1 protein-coding gene (running past one end of the window) is annotated in these 26989 nt (G+C 57.8%); it reads right to left on the bottom strand.

All coding sequences use genetic code 11. The features are described from left to right. Positions 1-3: 3 nt before the first annotated feature. On the bottom strand, positions 4-26989 hold the 3' portion of the coding sequence (locus LZC95_18435; protein ID WXA98795.1) for a non-ribosomal peptide synthase/polyketide synthase. Its footprint extends 21071 nt past the window's final position; 26986 of the gene's 48057 nt are visible here — the last part of the coding sequence; its start codon lies beyond the right edge, outside the window; it ends in the stop codon at positions 4-6.

Genomic DNA, 26989 nt, shown 5'->3' with positions numbered 1-26989 from the left:
CGCTCACGAGACGACGCTCTGCAATGCCGCTGCCAAAAGGGCAACATGGGGTTCGCGTACGAGACTAAAATGATCTCCGGGAATTGTCATAACGTCAATCGCGCCCCTGCCCGTCGCCCCCCACCCCAGGGTAGGGTCGAGAACGGCGGACTCGCCTTCGGCAGTTTCCGAAGACCGAATGAGAGTTATCGGGCTCTCGAGGTGTCTCTTTGGCCGGTATTTCCGCAGTGCCCTCTCGTGCGCGCTGTAGAGAGCCACCACACGAGCAACGTACTCCGGACTGGCATCAAGACGCCTTGCAACGAGGTCGACGCGTTCGGAAGCGCTAAAAGAAAGGAGCTCTTCGAAGGAAAGCTTAACTCCGGCAATAGCAGCGAAGCGCACCAACGCGTCGATATCGATGTTTACGGTCCGCCATTGCTCACTATACTGCGCGGCGACATCGATAATCACAAGCGGTGAAACCGCTTCACCGACCCGCGCCAGTTGGCAGGCCATTTCGTACGCAATGACTCCTCCCATAGACCAGCCGCCGAGCTGGTACGGGCCATACGGAGCGACTGATCGCAAAGCGGCAACATAGCGGCTGGCCATCTCCTCAAGATCATCGCAAGGCTCGCCACGGACAACGCCATCCGCCTGAAAGGCATAGACAGAACGCCCTTTGATGTGGGCGGCGAGTCTTTGGAAAGCTAGTGCGGAGCCTCCGATGCCGTGAACAAGGAACAAAGGGGCTTCGCTACCACCACTAGCAAGTTTGACGAGCGGCGCGCTCACTGCCGAAACAGAAGCTTCAAGGACCGTACCGTGGCTAGGCGTTCGCTGCGGGTAATGATTTCGCTCTTGCCGCACCTTCGCGAGAGCCACGACCTCACGCAATCTTCGCAAGAAGTCCCAAGCGAACCGCTCGATCGTCGTAGGGTAATGTACGGTGCTCGCATAGACGAAACTGAAGGTCATCCTGGCGTCGAGAACTCTCCCAACAACATCGATGGCGTACGGCCTGGGCCTGCCAGGATCTTCCGAGCGACCGGAGGACTCGGACGCCGGCCGGACGAGAGCCGAGGAGTCGAAGACTTGGTCGAGTTGGCCAAGGTAATTGAGGCTGACCTCCGGTTCAGGTAGCTCGCCAAGGAGCGACACCACATCGGGCGACGCCAAGTACCTCAGAATGCCGAAACCAACACCTCTGTGCGGAATTTCGCGTAACTGCTCCTTGACGCGTTCGATGGCCCGAACCGGTTCGTCCTGCGCGCCAACACTGACGACTACCGGGTAGACACTCGTAAACCACCCAACGGTCCGAGATAGGTCCACATCGTCAAACAGGTGTTCGCGGCCATGCCCCTCCATCGCGATCAGCGCTGCACCGGCACCGGTCCAAGCAATCAGCGCTTGGCTTAGCGCCGTGATGAGGACATCATCAATCTGTGTCCCGTAGACCCGGGGCACAAGCTGCAAGATCGCCCTAGTTTCGCCCTCGTCGAGAGCCACTTCGAAATGTGCCGTTTCACGCGAAGTGTTCTCGCCCACGGCATCGCGGGGCACTTGGCAAACATCCCGCCATGGCCTTGCTCGCCAAAAGTTCAATTCCCGAGCGGCCGCATCGCTCGCCGCATACGATTTCAGCTTGGCCGCCCATGTTAGAAACGGCGTCGTCTTAGCCCCTAGCGTCAGCGGCTTACCGGCAAAGCTCTTGAAGTACGCGCGCTCCAGGTCCTCAACTATGATACGCCAGGACACTCCGTCGACAACGAGATGATGTGCCCATAGCAGGACCCTAGCACCTCGTCCTGCTCCGAGATCAATCCACGCAAGACGAAAAAGTTGGCCTTGCTCAAGGTCGAACGCCGACTGGAGCCGGCTCGCATGCTCTTCCAGCGCGGACGAGAGATCCCCATCCGCTATTTGACTCAGATCGACTTGGGTTACCACGAGACTCTCGTCGATACTCCCGATCCTCTGAAGCCACTCGCCCCCCACACGACGGAACTGCAATCGCAATGCATCATGATGCGCGACAACCGCGAAGGCAGCCTCTCGCAAGTGCGAAAAATGTACCGTATCGGGTAGCGACACAAGGATCGATTGATTGTAGTGATGCGTCGCTACATTCGTAAATTCGAAGAATTGCCGCTGAATAGGTGTTAGATGATTGGTACGTGGCGCGCTTTCCTGCCCCACCGCGCGGGCTTGCTCCTTTTCACGACTAGCCGCTTCGTTGGCACCCAGCTCGATCAACTCCGCCACACTTGCAAGGTCCGCAAGAATTGGTCGCTGAAACAACTGATTGGGCATAATTTTCCACCCCGCCTGCTTCACGCGCGCTGTCATTTGAATGGCAAGGATGGAGTCCCCACCTAGTTCAAAAAAATGCGCGTTGACGCTGACGCGGTCGATGTGCAGTAGGTCTCCCCAAACTCGCGATAGCACCGCTTCAACGTCACTTCGTGGAGCAACGTAAGTTGCTTTTTGACCGTCTTCCTTCGGCGCTGCTGGTAGGGCTCCTCTGTCAACATTCCCATTGCGAGTCAATGGCAATGCTTCTAGCGGCATGATGAAGGAGGGAACCATATAGGCGGGTAGTCTCTCTTGTATACAAGACCGCAGCGCCTCTGGATCAAGTTGCACTCCCGCGCGGCCTACAACGTACGCCACCAGGTGAGCCCCTTCTCCACTCGCGCGCAGGAGGACCAGTGCACGTTCGACGTCTGGATGATCCTGGAGGCACAGCTCAATGTCGGCCAGATCAATTCGGTGGCCACCAATCTTAACCTGCTGATTGACACGTCCAAGAAGGACGACTTCGTCGTTGAAAAGCCGCCGCGCGCGATCTCCCGTCCTATACATGCGAGCGCCCAGTCGCGACTCAAAGGGATCCGGCAAAAACTGCCCGGCCGACCCACCCGGCTCTTGAACGTACCCGCGCGCGACACCGTCGCCGCCTATATAAATTTCGCCGCACACTCCGACAGGAACGGGTTCGAGCTCTCGGTCCAGTACATAGAAGCGTGCATTCCGAAGCGGCTCCCCCAGAGGCGGCGCAGAAGAGGCCCCCTTCCAATCTTCCAGACCAGAGGCCATAACACCGACGGTAGTTTCCGTTGGTCCGTACTCGCTAACGACGACGCACTGGGGCGACCGGCGCCGTACCTCGTGCACGAGTGTCCGATCGAGCGCCTCAGCGCCTAGGATCAAGCACCTTCGCGGAATAACTCCAGAGCCACCTGAGGCCAATAGTGACGCCATGTAGGACGGAGCTATCCTAAGGCAGTCGACCCCAACCTTCCCGAAATAGCTCGCAAGATTGCCCGCGGCGCTCGCCACCTCGTCCGCAATGACATGCACCGTTCCTCCAAGGCAGAGCGCGGGAAAGATCGAAGTGTGCCCCAAGTCCGCGGCCCACGTTGACACGATCGCGAACTGCCACCCGGCTTCGACCTTATAGCGCTCCGACGCGCCAAATACATACTGAATAATATTTCGATGAGTGACGGCCACCCCCTTCGGCCTTCCTGTCGACTCAGATATGTACGTGACGTATGCAAGGTTATCTGCCGACACCTTGATTTCCGGAGCAACGCAAGTGCCTAAGGCCGTTTCCTCCTCCCCAACGTCAACGAAAAGCACCGTCCGTGGAAAAGAAGACGACGTGTCGAATAGCGAGCGCTGCGTTACCACCGCGACGATGCCAGCGTCCTCCACCATGGACGCCAGTCGCTCGCGAGGTTGCTGGTGGGCGAATGGCACGTATACTCCGCCGGCCTTAAGAATTCCAAGTATTCCAACGATCGCATCGGCCGCCCCTGCCAGACAAAGGCCAACCTTTGCTTCGGCTCCTATGCCGGCGGCCTGCAGACGACAAGCCAGCTCATTTGCCCGGCAATCGAGTTCGCGATATGACATCGTACGATCGCTGGCTACAACTGCAGTCACCTCCGGACTACGACGCACTTGCGCTTCAAATAGCTCATGAAGGGTGGAATCCTGCGGGTATTCCATTAACGCGCTATTTTGTTGCTCGAAGAGAATCTGCGTTCGATCTTCATCCGCCAGCCAAGGAAGCATCCCGATTCGATGCTGTGGATTACTGACGATAGAGCTCAGCAGTTGCTGGAAACGTTTTACCATACGCTCTATCGTCGAGCGCTCGAAGAGCTCCTCACTGTACTGCAATCTTCCGGCGACCTCTTCCCCTCGTTCAGCCATTGCCAGGGTGAGGTCGAAATTTGCGCTCGTCACGTCCGTTTCGAGCGGTTCAATGCTCAGTTCAGGGAACTCGACCGCTGCCCGCGGAGTGTTCTGAAGTACCAATAGCACTTGGAAGATCGGGTTCCTAGATGTGTCCCTCACGACCCCCAGAGTGTCCACGATCTTTTCGAATGGGACATCCTGGTGTGCATACGCATCGAGGGCCACTTTGCGGGTACGCTTCAACAGATCCACGAAGGTGGGATTTGCGGACAGGTCACCACGGATTGCCAGCGTGTTCACGAAGAAGCCCACCAACGGTTCCAACTCCGCCCGTTCGCGATTTGCAATGGGCGTCCCCACACAAATATCATCTTGTCCGCTATAGCGATAAAGCAAGACTTGAAAGGCCGCCATAAACGTCATGAACAATGTAACGCCATGCACCTCACTCAGTCTCTTCAAACCGAGCGTCTGCTGTGCCGTAAGAGTAAAGGCCACCTGGCCTCCGCGATAGGATCGCGTCGCCGGTCGTGGGCGATCCGTCGGCAGCTCCAGCGAGCTTACGCGGTTCAGATGCTTTCTCCAATATGAGAGCCCCTCGAGCAGTTTGCCCCCTGTCATCCGCTGTCTCTGCCACGCGCTGAAGTCCGCATATTGAATTCTCAGTTCTTCCAACGGAGACGCCGCACCTTTCGCGAAGGCTTGATAGATTGCAGCGATTTCTCTGCCGATAATGCCCAGCGACCAGCCATCCGACACGATGTGATGCATCGTGAGAAGAAGAACGTGCTCTTCCGCGCCGAGGCGAAGCAAGGTCGTGCGAAATAAAGGTCCCTTCGACAGGTCGAATGAACGCGCCGCTTCCGCCTCCGCGCGCCCCACTACGGCGCGAGCTCGAACCTCCTCATTGAGACTCGACAAGTCGTCGACTGGTAGTGGCCATGGATCCGTCGCAGTATGAATGACCTGATGGGCCTCGCCAGCCCGTGCAACGAATGTTGTACGCAGCGATTCATGCCGACGAACCACCTCAGCAAAGGTGCGTTGTAGCGCATCCCCATCTAGTGCACCGCGTATTCGCAATGCTCCGAACACGTTATACGCCGCACCGTTTGACTCGAATTGATCTAGGAACCATAATCGCTGCTGCGCAAAGGACAACGGTAGCGGCGCGTTTCGCGCAACCGGCTCAATCGGAAACCTGTCCTCGATTTCCTGTAACTGGTGTTGCGCACTTTCGATGCACGTCGCAAAGCCAGACAGCGTCGGCGACTCGAACAACGTCCGCAAGGGTAATTTTACGCCAAACGCCGACTGAACGCGCGAGATCGCCTGCGTCGCCAGAAGCGAGTGCCCTCCGAGTGCAAAGAAGTCGTCTCCGCTCCCAACTCGCTCGCGATGCAGCAACTCCCGCCATTGCGCCGCCAACACCTGCTCCACGGCGGTTTGCGGAGCCACATAATTCTTCTTGTCGAGCGCCGGCTTTGGCAAAGCCCTTTTGTCGATCTTGCCGTTCCGCGTTAGCGGCAGCGCGTCCATCGTCACGAAGAAGGTTGGTATCATATACTCGGGTAATGTTGCACGAGCATGTGCCCGCAGGGCTGTCAGGTCGAGATCTTCTCCACTCCGCCCGACGACGTAGGCTACCAGCCGCCTATCGCCCTCACCTTCCTGCAGTCGTGCAACTACAATCACCTCCGTCACCTTAGGATGGCGCAACAACACGGACTCGATCTCGCCGAGCTCGATCCGAAATCCGCGCACCTTCACCTGTTGATCCATCCGCCCCAAAGACTCCACGTCCCCATTGGCGACTCGTCTGGCCAGGTCACCTGAACGATACAACCGCCGACCGCTCTCAGCACCATATGGGTCAGGAACAAATCGTTCCGCCGTCAAGCCGGGCCGCCCTAGGTATCCGCGCGCCAATCCCTCAGCGCCTACGAAGATCTCTCCAGGCACGCCAATTGGAGTGGGCTCCCCCTCGCCATCGAGAATGTACACGGCCATATCGGGTATTGGTTCACCGATCATGCTCCGTGTGGCTCCTTGAACATCCCCGCAGCGAATCCGCCTATATGTCGTATGAACCGTCGTTTCGGTTATTCCGTACATGTTCACCAGCTGGGGCTCGTCGTCGCCGTACTTGTCGACCCACGCTTTCAACGCTTGAAACTCGAGGACCTCGCCTCCGAAAACCACCAGCCTCAACGCGTAGTCCACCCGCCGTCCCAAAGATCCATCCGCGGCCACCAGCAGTCGGAATGCTGACGGTGTCTGCGTCAGGATTGTCACCTTCGACTCGCATACTAGTCGCAACATTGCGTCGGGCGTGCGACTGACCTCGTAAGGCACGACGACCAGTGTCCCCCCGTACATTAGAGCTCCCCATATCTCCCATACGGTCAAGTCGAATGCATACGAGTGGAACATCGACCACACGTCCCGCTCTCCGAACGTGAACCACCTCTGCGTCGCGTCGAATAGACGAGACGCATTTCGATGCGGGATCAACACCCCCTTTGGCTTGCCAGTCGAACCAGATGTGTAGATGACGTACGCCAGATGGTCAGCGCTCACATTTACAGCCGGCGGATTGCCACTCTCTTGACTTATGCGCTTCGCCTCCTGCGAATTGTCGATGCAGACGTAGTGCTGCACAGCTCCGCCTTCTGGGATCGCGCCGAGCGACGCCTGATCCGTGATGATAATCTCCGCTCCGCAGTCTTCCAACATCAGTGCGATGCGCTCACGCGGATTGGACGGCTCTATGGGTACGTATGCCCCGCCGGATTTCAATACAGCGAGCAATGCGACGATCATGTCCAGCGATCGTTCCATGCATAGCGCGATTCGCGACTCCTCACGGGCACCGAGTTTGCACAATCGGTTCGCAAGGCGATTCGCGCGCTCGTCCAGCTCTCTGTAGCTCAGGGAGCTTCCTTCGCACACCACGGCAAGTGCCTCCGGCCTGCGTTGGGCTTGTACTTCCACGCGATGATGTATGCATTCCACCGGGCCGTACTCTCGGCACACGTGATTAAAATCCGTCAACAGCTCCTTGCGCTCCTTCGGAGCGAGCCATCGCAGTGATCTTATGCGACTCATCGGCATCGCGACGATTGAAGCAAGCAGCTCTGTAAATTGTCGAACGATTCGCTCTGCTGTCGCCGTCTCGAAAAGGTCCTGGCTATACTGCAAAGCGCCAGTGAGCCGCGCCCCATGCTCCACGAAAGAAATCGTGAGATCGAACTGTGTACTTGCCGCGCTCGTCTCTACCGGTGACACGCTAAGGCCCGGCAAGTTGAAAGCCTCCATTGGTGCGTTCTGGAGAACCAACATCACCTGAAAAAGAGGACTTCGGGATAGTTCTCTCCCGCTTCCGACAGCGTCGACGATCCTTTCGAAAGGCACATCCTGATGGGTGTATGCCGCGAGCGCGGCGGCCCGCGTGCGCTTCAGATGCGCGACGAACGTCGGGTCGTCCGAAAGATTCTCTCGCATCACGAGTGTATTTACGAAAAAACCTATTAGCGGTTCGACATCGACCTGCTCTCGATTTGCGATCGGCGTTCCGACGCAGATGTCGTCTTGCCCGCTGTATCGGTGCAGGAAAACCTGGAACGCCGCCATCAGCGTCATGAACAGCGTTGCGTCCTGCTCCTCGCTGATACGTCTCAGATCTTGCGTAAGCTCCTCGCTAAGCTCAAAGTCAACTCGGCCCCCGCGGTAGGTTGGCTTCGTTGGACGTGGTCGGTCCGCCGGCAATTCCAATGGGCTTGCCCCGCTCAACCGCTCCTTCCAGTACAATAGCTCTTTCTCGAGTCTTCCGCCGTCCAGACGCTTTCGTTGCCAAGCTGCGAAGTCCGCATACTGTACTTGCAACTCCGCCAGCGGTGATTCTTGCCCAGCGACCAGAGCGCCATAGATCACGCCGACTTCTCGCACTAGCACGCCGAACGACCATGCATCCGACACTATATGGTGCATTGTCAGCAGCAAAACATACTCGTCTTCCATCCGGAGCAGAGTCGTGCGCAGCAAGGGTCCCGTCGAAAGATCGAACGGTTGCGACCTCTCCTCCTGCGCCCGACGCCTTAAAGCGAACTCTCTATCGTCGGGCCGCAATCCCGACAAATCCTCTATCTGCAATGACCATGGCATGGCCGGGTGAATTATCTGGACTGGCTCGCCATCGCGCTGCACGAACGCGGTACGCAGCACTTCGTGGCGGCGGACGATCTCGGAGAATGTCCGAGCTAGCGCATCCACATCTAGAGCGCCACGTATTCTGAGAACTTGCAGAATGTTGTACGCTACTCCGTTAGGCTCGAGTTGGTCCAGAAACCAGAGACGCTGCTGAGCATATGACAGGGGCAAGCCACCATCGCGCGCAATACGAACAATATTGGATATCGGCACGTTCGACTGACATGCCAGCATTTCGTCTACCCGGGCCGCCAGATCACGCAGAGTCGACGCTTCAAAGAATACGCTCAGCGGCAGCTCCACCGCAAATGCGCTTCGAATTCGGGAGACGGCTCGCATCGCCAAGAGTGAATGCCCGCCGAGCTCGAAGAAGTTGTCGCCGGCACTGACTCGCCCCACCCCCAGTAGTTCGATCCAATGCTCCCCGAGAACTCGTTCGACCTCCGACCGGACTGCAACGTAATCGGTTTGCGCACTCCTTTCTACTGGTTTTGGTAGCGCCCTCTTGTCAACCTTCCCGTTGCTCGTCAAAGGCAGAGCGTCCAAGGGGACGATCGTTGATGGGATCATATAGTTCGGAAGCTTCGATCGTATGTACGCGTACAGGACATCGACATCCATTTCGGGCCCTGCAACGACATAGGCTACGAGGCGCTTGTCGCCTGCCCTGTCCTCTCGCACGCTGGCCACGCATGACCGTACGGATACGTGAGACGAGAGGGCAGCCTCCACCTCACCAAGTTCGATTCGGTGCCCACGAACTTTCACTTGAGTATCAATGCGCCCCATGAACTCTAGTCGCCCATCCAGAAGCCATCGAGCAAGGTCACCGGTTCGGTAAAGACGTTCTCCAACGGAGAATGGATTTGGCACAAATCGCTCGGCTGTGATGCCGGCACGTGCCTCGTATCCGCGGGCCAGGCCGTCCCCCCCGGTGTACACTTCGCCTAGCCCTCCTACGGGCACCGGTGAAAGCTCCGAGTCCAGCAGATACACGCGAGTATCGTCGATGGGCCGCCCAATCGGTGCGATCGCCCTGGCGGCATCGTCAGCGTCGACCTCGCCGCAGCAAGTGAACGTCGTGTTTTCGGTCGGACCATAACCGTTGATCAAACGCAGCCCGGGCAGCATTTTCTTTACTCTACCCACATGTATGGGCGATAGGCTTTCACCTCCTGCCAAGAGGGTTTTGATCCCCGACAAATCCTCGAGCCGTTCGTCAACTATTTGATGAAACAGTGAGGCCGTTAGCCACAGCGTTGTCACGTGACGCTCTCGCAGCAACTTACCTAACGCCTCCATCGATAGATGTGCTGGAGGGGCCACTACCAAACGCGCGCCATTGAGTAAGGTACTCCACAGTTCAAATGTGGAGGCATCAAACGAGATCGGTGCGTAGTGCAGCACTGCATCCTGGTCGTTCAAGTCGACGTAGCTTCGTCCGCACGACAGACGCACTACGGCCCGGTGTGGTACGCAGACCCCCTTCGGGAGTCCAGTCGAACCGGACGTGTAAAGCACGTACGCCGCGTTCTCAGCACGAACGGCAACGCGTGGAGCGGTCTCCGACTGCTGCCTGATTGCCGCCGAATCGGCATCTATGTTGACTACGCGCACGGCGGAAAGCATTGGAAGCTCATTTGCTAGAGCTTCCTGTGTGAGCAACACGGTCACCCCAACGTCCTCAAGCATGAACGTCAGCCGCTCCTGCGGATACCTGGCATCAAGCGGCACGTACGCTCCTCCAGCTTTGAGGATTGCTAGCGCCGATAGCACGAGGTCTGCCGAACGTTCCACGCACAATCCCACTCTTACTTCAGGGCCGACGCCCAGCGCTCGCAGGTGGCGAGCCAATTTATTGGCTCGGTGATCCAGCTGGGCGTATGTCAGCGTCGTTCGGTCATCGATGACAGCCAGCGCATTTGGCGTACGTGCAGCCTGCGCCTCGAATAGGCCATGAATGCTCGCGTCGCGTGGATACTGAGTTTCAGCGCCGCTCCATTGCTCCAGTAGACGCCTTCGCTCCCGATCGTCAATGCCCTTCAATCGCCCGAGAGTACCATCAGGATGCTCCAGCATTTGTTCGAGCAGGCGTCGCCAATGCGCTAAGAGTTGCTCGGCCAACTCCGCGTCGAGCTTGTTCGCGTCGAAGCGGAGGTGCAAGTCCAGGGTTTGTCCAGGTAAAGCGATCGCCGCAATTGCGAATTCCGTACCTTCCTCAGAGTGCGCGTCGAGCACCTGGATTTCGCGTTGCAAACTGTCAAGTGAACGCTGAACCGGGTAATTCTCGAAGACGACAATCGTATCGAATAGTTTCTCGCCGCGCCGAATCTCGCTTAGAGCCTGCAATTGCACCAACGGCATATACTCGTACTGGCGATGCTCCACCTGCTTTCGCTGCAGTTGTTCCAACCACCTCACGAGTTGGTCGTCATTCGTGACCGCGACCCGCGTCGGCAATGTATTGATGAACAAGCCAACCATTGACTCTACGCCAGCGATCTCGGCGGGGCGTCCCGATACCACTGTACCAAAAACCACGTCCCGCTCGGCACTATATTGAGACAACAGCAGTGCCCACGCTCCGTGCACCAACGTACTAAGCGTCAACCCGTTGCTTCTCGCGAAGGCTTGCAATTGCAACGTCACTTGCTCAGACAAATGCGAGCGAACCACCTTCCATTCAACATTCGCCTGGCTGGGCTTTAGTCCAGTCAACGGCAATGGTGTTGGGACGGCAAAACCTGCCAGTTCCTTTCGCCAATACGCTTCCCCATCGGCCACCGATTGCTCAGCCAGCCAGCCAATATACTCACGATATGGCACGACTTCGGGCAACTGCACCTCCTCCCCACGAAGGCCCGCGTCATAGAACGCGAATACATCCTTTAGCAGCAGCGATAGGCTCCATCCGTCCGACAAAATATGGTGCTTAGTCCATACAATTTCATGAAGATCGTCCCCAAAGCGGGCTATCCACCCTCGCATAAGTGGCGCCGTATCTAAGTCGAACGGTGTTCGTCGTGCCCACTCTACATACTCCTCCACCTTATCTTGTTTCTCGGACTCGGAATGACCTCGCAAGTCTTCCTCGTCGATCTGCATCGTCGCATGCTTCTCGACCCTCTGTACCGGCTCCTCAAGCCCCTCCCAGTGGAAAGACGTTCGCAGGATCTCATGCCGTGCCACAGCCCGCTGCCACGCTCGTTTGAACGCTGGCGCGTCGAAGGGACCGTGGATGCGATACCGCATATGTACCTTGTAGACGCCACTCTCCGTGTCGCGCAGCGTGTGAAATAAGATCCCCTGCTGGGTTGGGGACAGCCGATACACATCTTGGACACCTTTCCCGTTACCTACTAACTTGTCCAAGTTCTGCTGGCCGATCTTCGCGAGCACCACATCTGATGGGGTCCACCCCCCCGACTCCGACGACGTGCAGTGAGCGATAAGCTCTCGCAAGTGCATAGCCACGCGGCCCATCAATCGTTCGATGGTGGCGCGCTGATGCACTTCGGTTCCGTACGCGCAGCCTAGATGCAGTCGCCCATCCAATATGTACCCGCTCACATCCAGCAGATACTCTCGCGTGGACTCCAGCTTTCGAGCAGCCCCGCTAGACTCTTCCGCTGCTCGGAATATGCGCGACACCTCGAGCACTTGGTCGAACTGACCTAGGTAATTGAAGATCACCTCGGGCTTCGGCGAGCGTTCGAGTAGCTGACCCACCTCGCGCGATCCTAGATACTTCAGTATTCCGTACCCAATCCCACGACGCGGCACTGCTCTCAGTTGTTCCTTAACACTCTTCAGTGTATCGCCGAGGCCCATCTGCGCATCTACCCGTAGCACTACCGGATAGACGCTGGTGAACCATCCCACCGTCCGAGTAACGTCCACGTCCTCGAATAGCTCCTCGCGTCCATGACCTTCCAGTGCAATTCGTGCTGCACTCGCCCCGGTCCATTCGACCAGCGCCCTACCTAACGCGGTCAACAGCACATCATTGATCTGTGTTCGATACGCCTCCGGCACTCGCTTCAAGAGCGCTTCCGTTTCCTCTCTCGTCAATAGTGCCGTCACGGTGTCGCCGCCCGCTACCGTATTGGCTCCCTCGCCGTCTCGAGGCAGCAGACGCGTCCCCCCTTCACCCTCGTGCTGATTCGCAGTGTTCCAGTACTCAACCTCCGCAAGCGCTTCGTCGCTCTTCGCATACTCGAGCAGCTTCTTCCCCCAGCGCTGGAATGACGTAGCTCGGGGTCCAAGCTCGATGACTTCGCCGTTGATAGCCTGTAGATACGCCCGCTCCAGATCCTCCAATACGAGGCGCCACGAAACTCCATCAATCACCAGGTGGTGCGCCCACAATAGAAGTCGTTCACCGCGTCCCCGCCCCAATTCCATCCATGTGGCACGGAACAACCGTCCCTGCTCCAATTTGAAGCTCGCCTGCAGCCCGCTCGCTCGCTCATCAATCTTGGCACCAAGCTCCGCGTCGTCCGTATCTGTCAGATCCAAGCACGTAACGAGTTCATCGCGGTCAACAGTTCCGTAGGTTTGCGTCCAGCCCTCGTCCGTCTGCTCAAAGCGCAGCCGCAAAGCGTGATGGTGTTCCACGACGGCTTCCATCGCAGCACGCAGCTTGCCGATATCGAGCGGCTCCCTGCTGGCCAACAACACAGCCTGATTGTAGTGCTGAGGCGCTGTCGCGTTATTCTCAAAGAACTCTCGCTGAATCGGCGTCAGGACGACGGGCCCGTTCACGTCGCCCTCCGTCGCCTGGACAGGGGTCCCAGTCGCGAGTCGCTCGGCAACCCGCGCAAGGTGCGCCAATGTCGGGTATCGAAACAACTGCTTCGGCGTTATCTTCCATCCTGCGGCCTTGGCCCGTGTCACCATCTGGATGGCCAGGATTGAATCTCCACCCGACTGGAAAAAGTGCGCTGCCGCGCTCACTTGCTCCATGTGCAACAGCTCACCCCAAATGCGCGCTAGGGCAACTTCAACTTCACTACGCGGCGCTACGTACTCCTCGACCTGCTCCTCCACCTCTGGCTTCGGTAAGGCCTTTTTGTTGATCTTACCATTGCGGGTCAGCGGCAACGCAGCCAGCATCGCAAACGCGGCCGGCACCATGTACTCGGGCAGTCGTTCTCGTACGTGCGCACCCAACGCTTTGCCTTGCAGATTCGCACCTTCGCGCTGCACGACATATGCGATTAATCTTCGATGTGTACCCTTATCCTCTCGTACCATCGCCACGCACTGCGTGACGTCGGGATGCGACTTAATGCAGGCCTCCACCTCTCCGAGCTCGATGCGATACCCTCGGATCTTGACCTGCTCGTCCGTCCGACCGATGTATCGCAGGCGACCATCATGCGCATGACGTACGAGATCCCCAGTCCGATACATTCTCGATCCGGGTTTCCCATGAGGATTTGGTAGGAAGCGCTCGGCGGTACGCCGAGGGTCGTTCAAGTACCCCCGAGCTACTCCCTCTCCATCAATATAGAGCTCCCCGGTTGCTCCCGGCGGGACCGGCCGCTGCTCGTTATCGAGTACGTACAGTTGTACATTCGAAAGAGCTCGTCCAATAGCGCTCGCGCCACCAGGTTCGACGACGCACGCCGTCGCATCGACGGTGCACTCCGTGGGACCGTACACGTTAATGAACTGTGTGCGCGTCAGAGTCGAAAGTCGCTTCCAAAGCACCTCGTCGATAGCCTCCCCCCCCACCAGCACACATTTGGGAGCTACGTCGCTCATCCCTGCTTCGAGCCATACGCGCAACTGCGACGGTGTCACATCGACGACGTCGACACGATTCCTCTGAATCCATTCAACCATTTGTCCTGCGTCCAGTCGCGAGGTCTCTGGAACCACCACCACTGTGTGCCCACTCAAGAGCTGGACCCATTGCTGGACGGAAGCGTCGAACGTCAACGGCGCGTTAAGACTCACCCGCAAACGGGCCGTACTGTCACTACCCAACAGAGACGATAGGGCTCGCCACAAGTTAATCACAGAGCGGTGCTCCACCACGACGCCCTTAGGTACCCCAGTCGATCCTGAGGTGTAGACTACATATGCGGAATTGGCTCCCCCCACGCCGTTCGGTGCCCGAACAGCAACTGGCCCCCCTTCCCAAGGAGTGTCGAGGCATATCACTTCGACATCCAGCCCCTCCAACCGAGCACGCAAGCTCGAATGTGCCACGACTGTGCGCAAGCCACTCTCACGTACCAGCTGCTGGAGACGTGCGCGCGGCAATTCTGGATCCAGCGGCACATACGCCCCCCCGGCCTTTAGAATGCCCAACAACCCGACCAAAAGCTCTACGGATCGCACCAGGAAAAGCCCAACGCACGATTCAGCAGCGACCCCGCTAGCGTACAGTCGCTGCGCCAACTGGCTCGACAATGCATCGAGCTGCGCAAAGGTCATCGTCGTTGAATCACATATTACCGCGGGCTGCTCGGGAGTACGCCGCACTTGTGCTTCAAACAAGCCGTGAATTGTGCTTTCAGACTCGTTGCACCGCGCAGTAAGCCTGTATCGCTCATCCCGGGACACCGTCCAATCAAGAGAAGCAATTCCCTTCTCCGGCTCGGACACAATTGCATTCAGCAAATTAACGAAACTTTGTACCATCACCTCGATGGTTTCGTGATCGAACAGATCCTGACTGTATTCCAAGCTACCGACAAGCCGCTCACCATCTTGCGTCAACGACATCGTCAAATCAAACTTCACCCTTGCTGTCGCCGTTTCCACCGGCTCCATACTTAGACCTGGCAGCTCCAAAGTTCTCGTCGTTGCATTCTGAAGCACAAGCATCACTTGGAACAGTGGGCTCTGCGACAAGTCCCTTTCGGCGCCCAACGCGTCAACGACTTTTTCAAACGGCGCCTCTTGATGCGCATAAGCTTCTAACGCCACCTTTCGCGTTCGCTCCAAGTGCTCGAGAAAGCTCGGATTACCGGACAAGTCCCCCCGCATCACTAGCGTATTCACAAAGAATCCGATGAGCGACTCGGCTTCCACGCGGTCTCGATTTGCTATCGGTGTTCCGACGCAGACATCATCTTGACCGCTGTAACGAAATAGCAACACCTGAAACGCCGCCAACAAAGTCATAAACAATGTGGCGCCATGTTCCTCGCTCAATTGTCTTAGCCGCTGAGCTTGGTCCTCCGTCACCACGAACTCGACCTGCCGGCCAACGTGTGACGGCTCGGCTGGCCGAGGTCGGTCCGTGGGTAGTTCCAACGCTGCAGTGCCCAGCAACTGCTCCTTCCAATACGATAGATGCGTGTCCAACTTCTCACCGATCATATAGCCACGTTGCCATACGGCGAAGTCTGCATACTGGATCCTTAATTCCTCGAGCGGTGCTTCGCGACCATTCACGAATGCGTCATAAATGGCTCCTATCTCTCGCAACAGTACTCCTGTTGACCACCCGTCGGAGACGATGTGATGCATCGTCACGAGCAACACGTGGTCTTGCTCAGCCATCCGAAGCAATGTTGTGCGCAGCAGAGGCCCATTGGAAAGATCGAAGGGTTCCGCGCCTTCGGCCTCCGCCTGTCTTCTTGTCGCTCTCTCCCGCGCGGCGTCGTCCAAGCTCGACAAGTCGATTATCGGCAGTACCCATGTCGGTGCCGGTCGAATCTCCTGCACCGCCTCGCCGTCCCGCATAGCGAATGTCGTCCGCAAGATTTCATGGCGGCGAACCACCTCGCCAAATGTTCGTCGTAACGCATCGGCGTCCAGCTTTCCTCGGATTCTTAACGCGCCGGGAATATTGTAAGCTGTACTATTCGGCTCCAACTGGTCTAGAAACCACAAACGCTGCTGAGCGTACGAAAGCGGCAACGCTCTGTCTCGTGCTACGCGCACGGGCCCTACAGACAATTCAGCCCGCACAGCGCGCAATGCTTCTTCGATGTGCGTCGACAATGCCGCTACCGTCGGTGCGTCAAAGAACACCCGCCAATCAAGCTCAATGCCAAGGGCACTTCGCACTCTCGACAGTGCCCGCATCACCAAGAGAGAATGCCCTCCGAGTTCAAAAAAGTCATCATCGACGCCAACTCTAGCGACCCCCAGCAACTCTTGCCATTGGCTGGCGACTATCTCCTCAATCCAGGACCGAGGTGGTATGTACGCAAGCTTCTCCACAACCTTGGGCCTGGGCAACGCCTTTTTGTCTATCTTCCCATTGCGCGTCAGCGGGAAAGTCTCCATGTGCACAAATGCAACGGGGACCATGTACTCTGGCAGTTTGTGCCCGACATGTTCGCGCAGGGTGTCCGCATCGAGCGGAGCACCTGGCGCAGTAGCGATGTAGGCGACAAGCTGCTTGTCGCCCAAGTGAGTCTCCCGTGCGAGTACGGCACAAGTTACGACCTCAGGCCGCTCACGCAGCACGGACTCGATTTCCTCGAGTTCGATGCGGTAGCCACGTACTTTTACCTGCTCGTCGGCTCGCCCGAGATAACCCAAGCGCCCGCCTAGGACATAACGCACCAAATCGCCGCTGCGATACATACGCGACCCTGGTGCTCCGTAAGGGTTCGGGATAAACCGATCTGCCGTACGAGCAGGATCATTCAAATATCCTCGCGCTACCCCTTCGCCCGCAATGCATAGCTCTCCAATGGCACCTAGCGGCACGGGTCGAAGCCGCCCATTTAGCACGTACACCATTACGTTCGATAAGGGCCTGCCGATCGTGCTCGCGGCACCAGCTTCTACAACGCATGCAGTTGCATCCACGGTGCATTCTGTCGGACCGTACACATTGACAAACTGCGTTTGTTTGCACGCCCCCAACTGTTCCCATAGAGCTTCGTCTATGGCTTCACCACCCACCAGTACGCGGGGAGTCGCTGTTTGTTCCAGTCCGGCCTCAAGTAACATACGAAGTTGGGACGGCGTCACATCCAAGACGTCTAGGCGCTGAGCACCTATCCAAGCCACTGTCCGCGCAGCGTCGCGGCGCACAGCCTCAGGAATTACGAGTACGGCATGCCCGCCTAAAAGCTGAATCCATTGCTTCACTGAGGCATCGAATGTCAATGGCGCGTTCAGGCCCACTCGTAAGGCGGCCTTCCCCTCCACATCATATACCTTCGCAAGCGCGCGCCAAAGATTGAGCACCGAACGGTGTTCGACAACCACTCCTTTGGGTGCGCCCGTCGATCCGGATGTGTAGATTACATATGCGGCGTTGTTGCAGGATACATTAACCTCGCGTCGTTCATCAGTTTGCTCCGTCGACACGGGATCGTCGATGCATGCCCCCCTCACACCAATGCCCTCCAACAGCGACCGGAACCTCGACTGGGTGACGACCACCCCTAACCCGCTACCATGAACCAACTGTTCGAGTCGCGCGCGCGGCAGGCCCGTGTCCAGCGGCACGTAGGCCGCCCCCGACTTAAGGATCCCGAGCACGCCGACCAGCAAGTCAACCGATCGCTCCAGCAATAAGCCAACACGCGACTCCACCCCCACGCCTTCCGCCCGTAGCCTTTTTGCCAGTCGACTCGACAACGTGTCGAGCTCGGAAAACGTCAGTATTGTCGACTCATACACCACAGCGGGAGCGTCTGGAGTACGCCTCGCCTGCTTCTCAAATACCCCGTGAATTGTCTCCTCTACTGAATAGCTTTCGGTCGCATCATTGCTCTCTGTACGAAAGCCGCTTGGTTCGGCGTCCTCAGGAACGTGAACGTCGTCGAGCGGCGCGTCGGGCGACTTCGGCATTTGCTCGAGCACCTGACACCAATACGCAAGGAGCCTCTCCGCAGTTGACCTATCTACGTGTCGTCGAAAACGAAGTGTCAGTTCGAGCTCACGGCCGGGGAGCGCCATCGCCGCGATGGCGAACTCCGTTCCCTGCTCCACCTCAACATCAATAACTTCAAGTTCGCGACTAAGCGCCGACACGCTCTGGTCAACGGGATAGTTCTCAACAACAACGATCGTATCAAACAGCTTCACACCGCGACGAGAGTCGCTCCAAACCTGCTGCAACTTCGCCAAAGAAACGTATTCATACTGCCGTCGTTCGACGTGCCTTCGCTGCAATTCCTGAAGCCAGCTGACCAGTTTTGCGTCCGCGGGGACCTGAACGCGGGTCGGCAACGTATTGATAAGGACCCCCACCATTGTCTCGATTCCGGGAATTTCGGCAGGGCGGCCCGACACGACCGACCCAAAGGCGACGTCGCTCTCGCCACTGTATTGCGACAATAGTATCGCCCAGGCACCGTGAACGAGGGTACTAAGCGTCAATCCGTGTCGTCGCGCGAATACCTGCAATTCAGACGTCATACTCTCGGACAAGTGCATCCGCACCTTCGACGTGCGGTCCTTGTGCCCGGAATCACTGCTCGGTTCGAGGAGGGGGATCGGCGTGGGCACACCAAAGCCCTCCAGCTCCCTCTTCCAATACAACTCTCCCTCCGCTGTCGACTGTTCCGCCAGCCACCGGATGTACTCTCGATACGGCGTCGCCCTCCGCAGCTGCACTTCCGCGCCACGACGATACGCCTCGTAGCATGTGAACACATCCTCCAACACCGATGACAGACTCCACCCGTCTGTCAGGATATGGTGCCCCGTCCATATGACTTCGTAAACATCCCCCGCAAGGCGTCCCACCCACCCTCGCATCAATGGCGGCTTCTCCAAATCAAACGGCGTCCGCCTCGCCCACTCCGCGTACTTCTCTCGCCTCTCCTCTTGCGCCTGCTCCGTTAGACCTCTTAGGTCTTCCTCCTCTATCCTTACACTCGCCTCGCCAGACACTTTCTGAACTGGCTCTTCGAGTCCCTCCCAGTGAAACGATGTCCGCAAGATCTCGTGCTGCTCGATCACTTGCCCCCACGACCGATTGAACGCTTCCGTGTCGAATTTCCCTCGCACCCGGTAGCGCAGCTGCACCATGTACGTCCCACTCTCTCCTTCCCGCAGCGTATGAAACAACAGCCCTTGCTGCATCGGAGATAGCCGATACACGTCCTGAACTCCGGCTCCGTTCCCCACCAGCGCGTCCAGGCTCTCTTGACTTATGCTCGCCAGTGCCACGTCCGATGGCGTCCACCCTCCTGACCCAGGCGTGCGGCAATGCCCGATAATCTCTTGCAGGTACTCCTTCACACGATCCAGCCATCGTTCGATCGTCGCCCGCTCGTGTACTCCCTTCCCATACGTGCACTCGAGGTGCAATCGACCCAACACAACATGCCCGCTCACATCCAATAAGTATTGGCGTTTCGCATTGGCATCCTGCGTCGCTCCACTCGATTCTTTGGCCGCTCCGAATAGGCTCGATGCCTCCAATACTTGGTCGAATTGTCCCAAGTAGTTGAAGCTCACCTCCGGCTCCGCTACCCCCTCCAGCGATCTCCCAGCCTCACTCGGGCCGAGATACTTCAATACTCCGTACCCTATTCCCTTGTGCGGTACCCCTCGCAGTTGCTCTTTCACGCTTTTCAGCGTTTGCCCCACCCCCATCTCCGTGCTCACGCGCAGCACCACGGGGTACACGCTCGTAAACCACCCTACCGTCCGCGATACATCCGCGTCCTCGAATAGCTCCTCCCTCCCATGGCCCTCCACCGCTATCCGCGACGCGCTCCCTCCCGTCCACTCCACCAACGCTCGTCCCAATGCCGTCAGCAATACGTCATTGATCTGCGTCCGATATGCCATCGGCACCCGATGCAACAGTGCTTCTGTCTCCTCCTCCGTCAGCGCCACCCTTACCGTGTCACTGCTCCCTACCGTGTTGGCTCCCTCCCCATCTCGAGGTAGCGACTGGACCTCTTCTTCGCTCTCCCGACTCCAATACTCCAACTCCGCCAGCGTCTCCTTACTCCTCGCGTACGCGAGCAACTTCTCTCCCCACCGCTGGAACGACGTGCTCCGCGCACCGAGAGCAATCACCTCTCCCTTCATCGCCTGACTGTAAGCTCGTTCGAGGTCCTCCAGCACGATCCGCCACGAGACCCCATCGATCACAAGGTGGTGTGCCCACAGTAACAGCCTTCCACCTCTCCCCCTCCCCAACTCCAGCCACGCCGCACGGAACAACCCCCCTTCTTCCAACTTGAAGCTCGCCTGCAGCTTGCTCGCCTCTGCCTCGATGGCTTCCTCCAGCTTCTCGTCCTCTACCCCGCTCAGATCCAAACTCGTTACGAGTCGTCCCTCGTCAACTTCCCCATATAACTGCGTCCATAGCCGTCCTACTCGCTCGAAACGCGACCGCAGAGCATCATGCTGTTCCACGACCGCTTTGACGGCCACTCGCAAGCTCGTGACATCCAGTCCTCCCGTCACAACCAACAGCGTGGCCTGGTTATAGTGGTGAGTTGCAACGCGCGTCCGTTTGAGAAAGTCCTGCTGGATGGGGGTCAAGATCGCTTCACCTTTCACTCGATCGTCGTCACGGCTAACGTCCGCGTTGCCACCGGCGTGCTCTATCGCATTCGCGAGGCGCTCCAATGTCGTGTGTTGAAACAGCTGCTTCGGCGTCACCTTCCACCCCGCACGCTTTACGCGCGTGACCATCTGGATTGCCAGAATTGAATCTCCGCCCAACTCAAAGAAGTCGGATTGAACGCTCACGCGAGCAACGTGCAGAAGTTCACTCCAGATACGAGCCAGTACCTCTTCTAGCTGTGTGCGAGGTGCAATGTACCCCGGCTTCTCGTCAGGAGGCGGCTTCGGCAGTGCTCTGATGTCCACTGTCTCGTAGCGCGTCCGCGGGAACGCATCCATTTGCAGGAACGCGGCTGGCACCATGTACTCCGGCAACTTTTCTCTTACATGTGCACGCAGTAGCGAAGGCTCCAGCTTGCCTCCTCGTAGCACGACGTACGCGGCGAGTAGCGGATCCTTTGTTCCCGAATCCGTTCGCGCCAAGACGACGACATCTGCCACCTGCTCATGACTGCGAAGCGCCGACTCTATTTCCACCAGATAGACTCGATATCCTCGTATCCGCACCTGCTGCTCGACACGCCCCAAATGCTCGATGCGCCCGTCCAGCAGTCGTCTGGCTAGGTCTCCCGAACGACGCAATCGTTGTCCACTCCCTCCGGAATGTGGGTCCGGGACGAAACGTTTCGCGGTCAGGCTCGGTCGTCCTAGATAGCCCCGAGCCAAACCTTCTCCCCTCAGGTAGACCTCTCCGGGAACACCTATGGGTGTTAGGTCCCCCGATTCGTCCAGAATACATATCGTCCCGTCGTCTGCCGGGCGGCCGATTCGGCCATGCAGATCCCGATGCAATTCTCTTCGCTCAATTGGGCGATACGCATCATGGGCAATCGCCTCCGTTGTGCCATACGTATACACCACCTGCAGAGACCCGTCGCCATACATATCCCGCCATGCGCGCACGCTCTGAATGTCAGGCGTTTCTTCCACGAAGAGCAGCAGCCTAAGAGAATGCTCCTCATGAATACGTGACTTCTCATTTGCTATCGCAAGCCGCCGAAACTCGGTCGACGTCTGAGCAAGGATCGTAATGCCATTACTACGCACAAATTCAAGAAGCGCATCCAAATTGCCTTTCACATCGTCAGGCACGATAGCCAACGTGCCCCCAGACAGCAAAGCCCCCCATATCTCCCATAGCAGCAAGTCCGAGCCGCATGAGTGCAGCACAGCAAATACGTCTTGCCCTTCCAGTTCGAATCGTTCACGCATGACATCTAAAAGATACGAGAGATTCCCATGCGTTATCATTAACGGCTTTGGGCAATCCGTAGGCTCCGATGCATACATCACGTATGCCAGATGCTCCGGTCCCAAATTCACAAGTGGCTCTTCTGCGCTCTCGTGCCGTATACGTTCAGCCTCGTCCGGATCGTCCACGCATAATCGGATTTCCGAAGCACTTTCCGCTGGTAGCGAAGCGACCGATGCGCGGTCAGCGATGATGAACTTCGCGCCGCACTCCGCTAGGAGCAACGCTATACGGTCAGACGAGTGCGACGACTCAATGGGTACGCACGCTCCGCCCGCCTTCAATATTGCGAGAAATGCAACGATCATCTCCATCGAGCGGTCGACACACAACGCCACCAGTGACTCTGGACCAATACCAGACCTGCGCAGCCGATTGGCGAGCTGATTGGCGCGCTTCTCCAGATCAGCATAACTCATCCATTTTCCTTTAAACACCACCGCGCGGGCCTCCGGCTGTCGCCGTGCCTGATCCGTTACGCGTCGGTGGACGCCTTCCACTACATCGCATCTCCTACGCACCTGGTTGTCGTCGGCAAACGCTCCGCTACCCGCTTCCTCGTCCAGCAACGTCAGTTGTCCAACGAGTGCATCGGTACGCTGGGGCATTTGCTCGAGCAAACGTTGCCAGTGGAACAACAACTGCTCCGCGGCCGTCGCATCCTGCTTGCTTGAGTCGTAGCGGATCTGCAGTTCCATCGATCGGCCGGGGAGTGCAGTCGCAGTCACTGAAAATTCAGTTTGCTCTTCAGTGTGCGCGTCGAGCATTTGGAGCTCGCTACCTAACGTGCTCATCACGTGTTGCACGGGATAGTTCTCGAACACTACGATCGTATCGAACAGCTTTTGACCGCGACGTATCTCGCTGAGCCCGTGCAATTGCAACAGCGACATGAACTCATACTGTCTTTGCTCTACTTGTACTCGTTGGAGCTGTTGCAGCCAATCGACCAACCTAGCGTCATGGGGAATCAACACGCGCGTTGGTAGGGTATTAATAAACAGGCCCACCATTGACTCGATGCCAGAGACCTCGGCCGGACGTCCCGAGACTACAGATCCGAAAAGGACATCGCGGTCGCCGCTATATCGGGACAGCAGCAGCGCCCACGCTCCATGCACTAGCGTACTGAGCGTCACGCCATACGCTCTCGCGAATGCCTGTAATCCAATCGTCACCTCCTCGGACAATTGTGATCGCAATAAGAGTCGCTCACCCGTGGCACCACCACGGGTCAGCCCGGACAGCGGCACTGGTGTGGGCGCGCTGAAGCCGTCCAGCTCCTTCTTCCAGTAGGACTCCCCTTCCGCTGTCGATTGCTCCGCCAGCCACCGGATGTACTCTCGATACGGCGTCGCCCTCGGCAGTTGCACTTCCGCGCCACGACGGTACGCCTCGTAGCATGTGAATACGTCCTTCAAGAGCAATGACAGACTCCACCCGTCTGTCAGGATATGGTGCCCCGTCCATATGACTTCGTAAACATCCCCCGCAAGGCGTCCCACCCACCCTCGCATCAATGGCGGCTTCTCCAAATCAAACGGCGTCCGCCTCGCCCACTCCGCGTACTTCTCTCGCCTCTCCTCTTGCGCCTGCTCCGTTAGACCTCTTAGGTCTTCCTCCTCTATCCTTACACTCGCCTCGCCAGACACTTTCTGAACTGGCTCTTCGAGTCCCTCCCAGTGAAACGATGTCCGCAAGATCTCGTGCTGCTCGATCACTTGCCCCCACGACCGATTGAACGCTTCCGTGTCGAATTTCCCTCGCACCCGGTAGCGCAGCTGCACCATGTACGTCCCACTCTCTCCTTCCCGCAGCGTATGAAACAACAGCCCTTGCTGCATCGGAGATAGCCGATACACGTCCTGAACTCCGGCTCCGTTCCCCACCAGCGCGTCCAGGCTCTCTTGACTTATGCTCGCCAGTGCCACGTCCGATGGCGTCCACCCTCCTGACCCAGGCGTGCGGCAATGCCCGATAATCTCTTGCAGGTACTCCTTCACACGATCCAGCCATCGTTCGATCGTCGCCCGCTCGTGTACTCCCTTCCCATACGTGCACTCGAGGTGCAATCGACCCAACACAACATGCCCGCTCACATCCAATAAGTATTGGCGTTTCGCATTGGCATCCTGCGTCGCTCCACTCGATTCTTTGGCCGCTCCGAATAGGCTCGATGCCTCCAATACTTGGTCGAATTGTCCCAAGTAGTTGAAGCTCACCTCCGGCTCCGCTACCCCCTCCAGCGATCTCCCAGCCTCACTCGGGCCGAGATACTTCAATACTCCGTACCCTATTCCCTTGTGCGGTACCCCTCGCAGTTGCTCTTTCACGCTTTTCAGCGTTTGCCCCACCCCCATCTCCGTGCTCACGCGCAGCACCACGGGGTACACGCTCGTAAACCACCCTACCGTCCGCGATACATCCGCGTCCTCGAATAGCTCCTCCCTCCCATGGCCCTCCACCGCTATCCGCGACGCGCTCCCTCCCGTCCACTCCACCAACGCTCGTCCCAATGCCGTCAGCAATATGTCATTGATCTGCGTCCGATATGCCATCGGCACCCGATGCAACAGTGCTTCTGTCTCCTCCTCCGTCAGCGCCACCCTTACCGTGTCACTGCTCCCTACCGTGTTGGCTCCCTCCCCATCTCGAGGTAACGACTGGACCTCTTCTTCGCTCTCCCGACTCCAATACTCCAACTCCGCCAGCGTCTCTTCGCTCCTCGCGTACGCGAGCAACTTCTCTCCCCACCGCTGGAACGACGTGCTCCGCGCACCGAGAGCAATCACCTCTCCCTTCATCGCCTGACTGTAAGCTCGCTCGAGATCGCCCAACACTATCCGCCACGAGACCCCATCGATCACAAGGTGGTGGGCCCATAGTAACAGCCTTCCACCTCTCCCCCTCCCCAACTCCAGCCACGCCGCACGGAACAACCCCCCTTCTTCCAACTTGAAGCTCGCCTGCAGCTTGCTCGCCTCTGCCTCGATGGCTTCCTCTAGCTTCTCGTCCTCTACCCCGCTCAGATCCAAACTCGTTACGAGTCGTCCCTCGTCAACTTCCCCATATAACTGCGTCCACGACCGACCCACTTGCTCGAAACGCAATCGCAAGGCATCGTGCTGTTCCACGACCGCTTTGACGGCTACTTGCAAGCTGGTGGCATCCAGCCCTCCGGTGACCGCTAGGAGTACAGACTGATTGTAATGGTGCACGGCCGGATACTCCGCTGCGAGGAGCGCGCGCTGAATCGGCGTCAGGAGAGCGATCCCGCTCACCTTACTTTCTTCACCGTCAGCGCCAGACTTTGCTTCTCCAATGTGCTCAGCAACAGCGGCAAGCTGCGCTAGTGTTGGATACCGAAAGAGCAGTCTTGGGGTGACCTTCCATCCGACCTGTCTTGCGCGCGCGACCATCTGGATCGCCAAAATCGAATCACCTCCGGATTCAAAGAAATTCGCATCTACACTCACTTTATCAAGCCGCAACAAATCGCACCAAATCTGTCCAAGGACGATCTCTACTTCGGTTCGCGGCGGCACATAATGCGCAACATCCTCGCCCGTCGCCACTTTCGGCAGTGCTCTCTTGTCCACCTTCCCATTGCGCGTGAGTGGGAGCGCATCCAACTGCACGAATGCCGCAGGCACCATGTATTCCGGCAAACGATCTCTTACGTGCGCACGAAGGGCTCCAGCATCCAGGGGCCTTCCTTCGCGGGGCACTACATACGCGACCAGTTGTTTATGCTGCCCTTCGTTCTCTCGGACCGTTACAACGCATAGACCTACGTCGGAGTGACCTTTAATGCACGTCTCGACTTCTCCGAGCTCCACGCGATAGCCTCGGATTTTCACTTGCTCGTCGCTCCGGCCCACATAGCGAAGTCGCCAGTCGCGGGCGTGCCGCACAAGGTCCCCACTCCGGTAGAGCCGCGATCCAGGGCTTCCATACGGATTCGGCACAAATCGCTCTGCCGTGCGACCTGGATCTCTCAAGTATCCTCGCGCCACGCCCTCCCCACCGATATACAGCTCTCCAACCACTCCAACAGGAACCACTTCGAGCTCATCGCTCAGCACGTAAGCTTGAACGTTCGATAGCGGTCGCCCGATCGCACTTACTACATCTCTATCCACCGTGCATGCTGTTGAATATACCGTGCACTCCGTCGGTCCATATCCGTTGATAAACCTCGTCCCTCGAATAGCGGCGAGCTCCCTCCAAAGCTCTTCATTAATGGCTTCCCCTGCTACCAGCATGAGGGCCGGCATATTGTCTTTCATCCCGGTCTCAAGCCACACGCGTAGTTGAGATGGTGTCACGTCCACCATGTCTACACGCTGCGAGCAAAACCACTCCAGCATCTCTTCCGGATCGCGCCGGGCTGTCTCAGGAACAATCACCACCGTGCGTCCGCTCAGAAGTTGTACCCATTGATATACGGACACATCGAACGTCAGCGGGGCGTTAAGACTCACGTGCGTCGTATTTGCAGTTGCCGCATCCAGCTTCGAGATAGCCTGCCATAGATTGATCACGGAGCGATGTTCGATCACCACTCCCTTTGGCTCGCCCGTCGAGCCGGACGTATAAATAACATAGGCAGCGTTGCCTCCCGACGCTCCGTTCTGCGGCACCTCCGCGATGTGATCCATCGACTCGTCGTCGGCGCACACGACTTCGACATCGAGCCCCACCAGGCGCGAGCGCAAGGTCGACTGCGACACCACAAGGCTGAGGCCACTCCTATCAATCAATTTCTCTAGACGACCCCGCGGCAAACCCGGATCGAGCGGCACGTATGCGCCG

Source organism: Sorangiineae bacterium MSr12523, from assembly GCA_037157775.1.
GTDB lineage: Bacteria > Myxococcota_A > Polyangia > Polyangiales > Polyangiaceae > Pendulispora > Pendulispora brunnea.
Note: the sequence above shows the minus strand (reverse complement) of the source record. Positions and strands in the feature narration are given on the sequence as shown.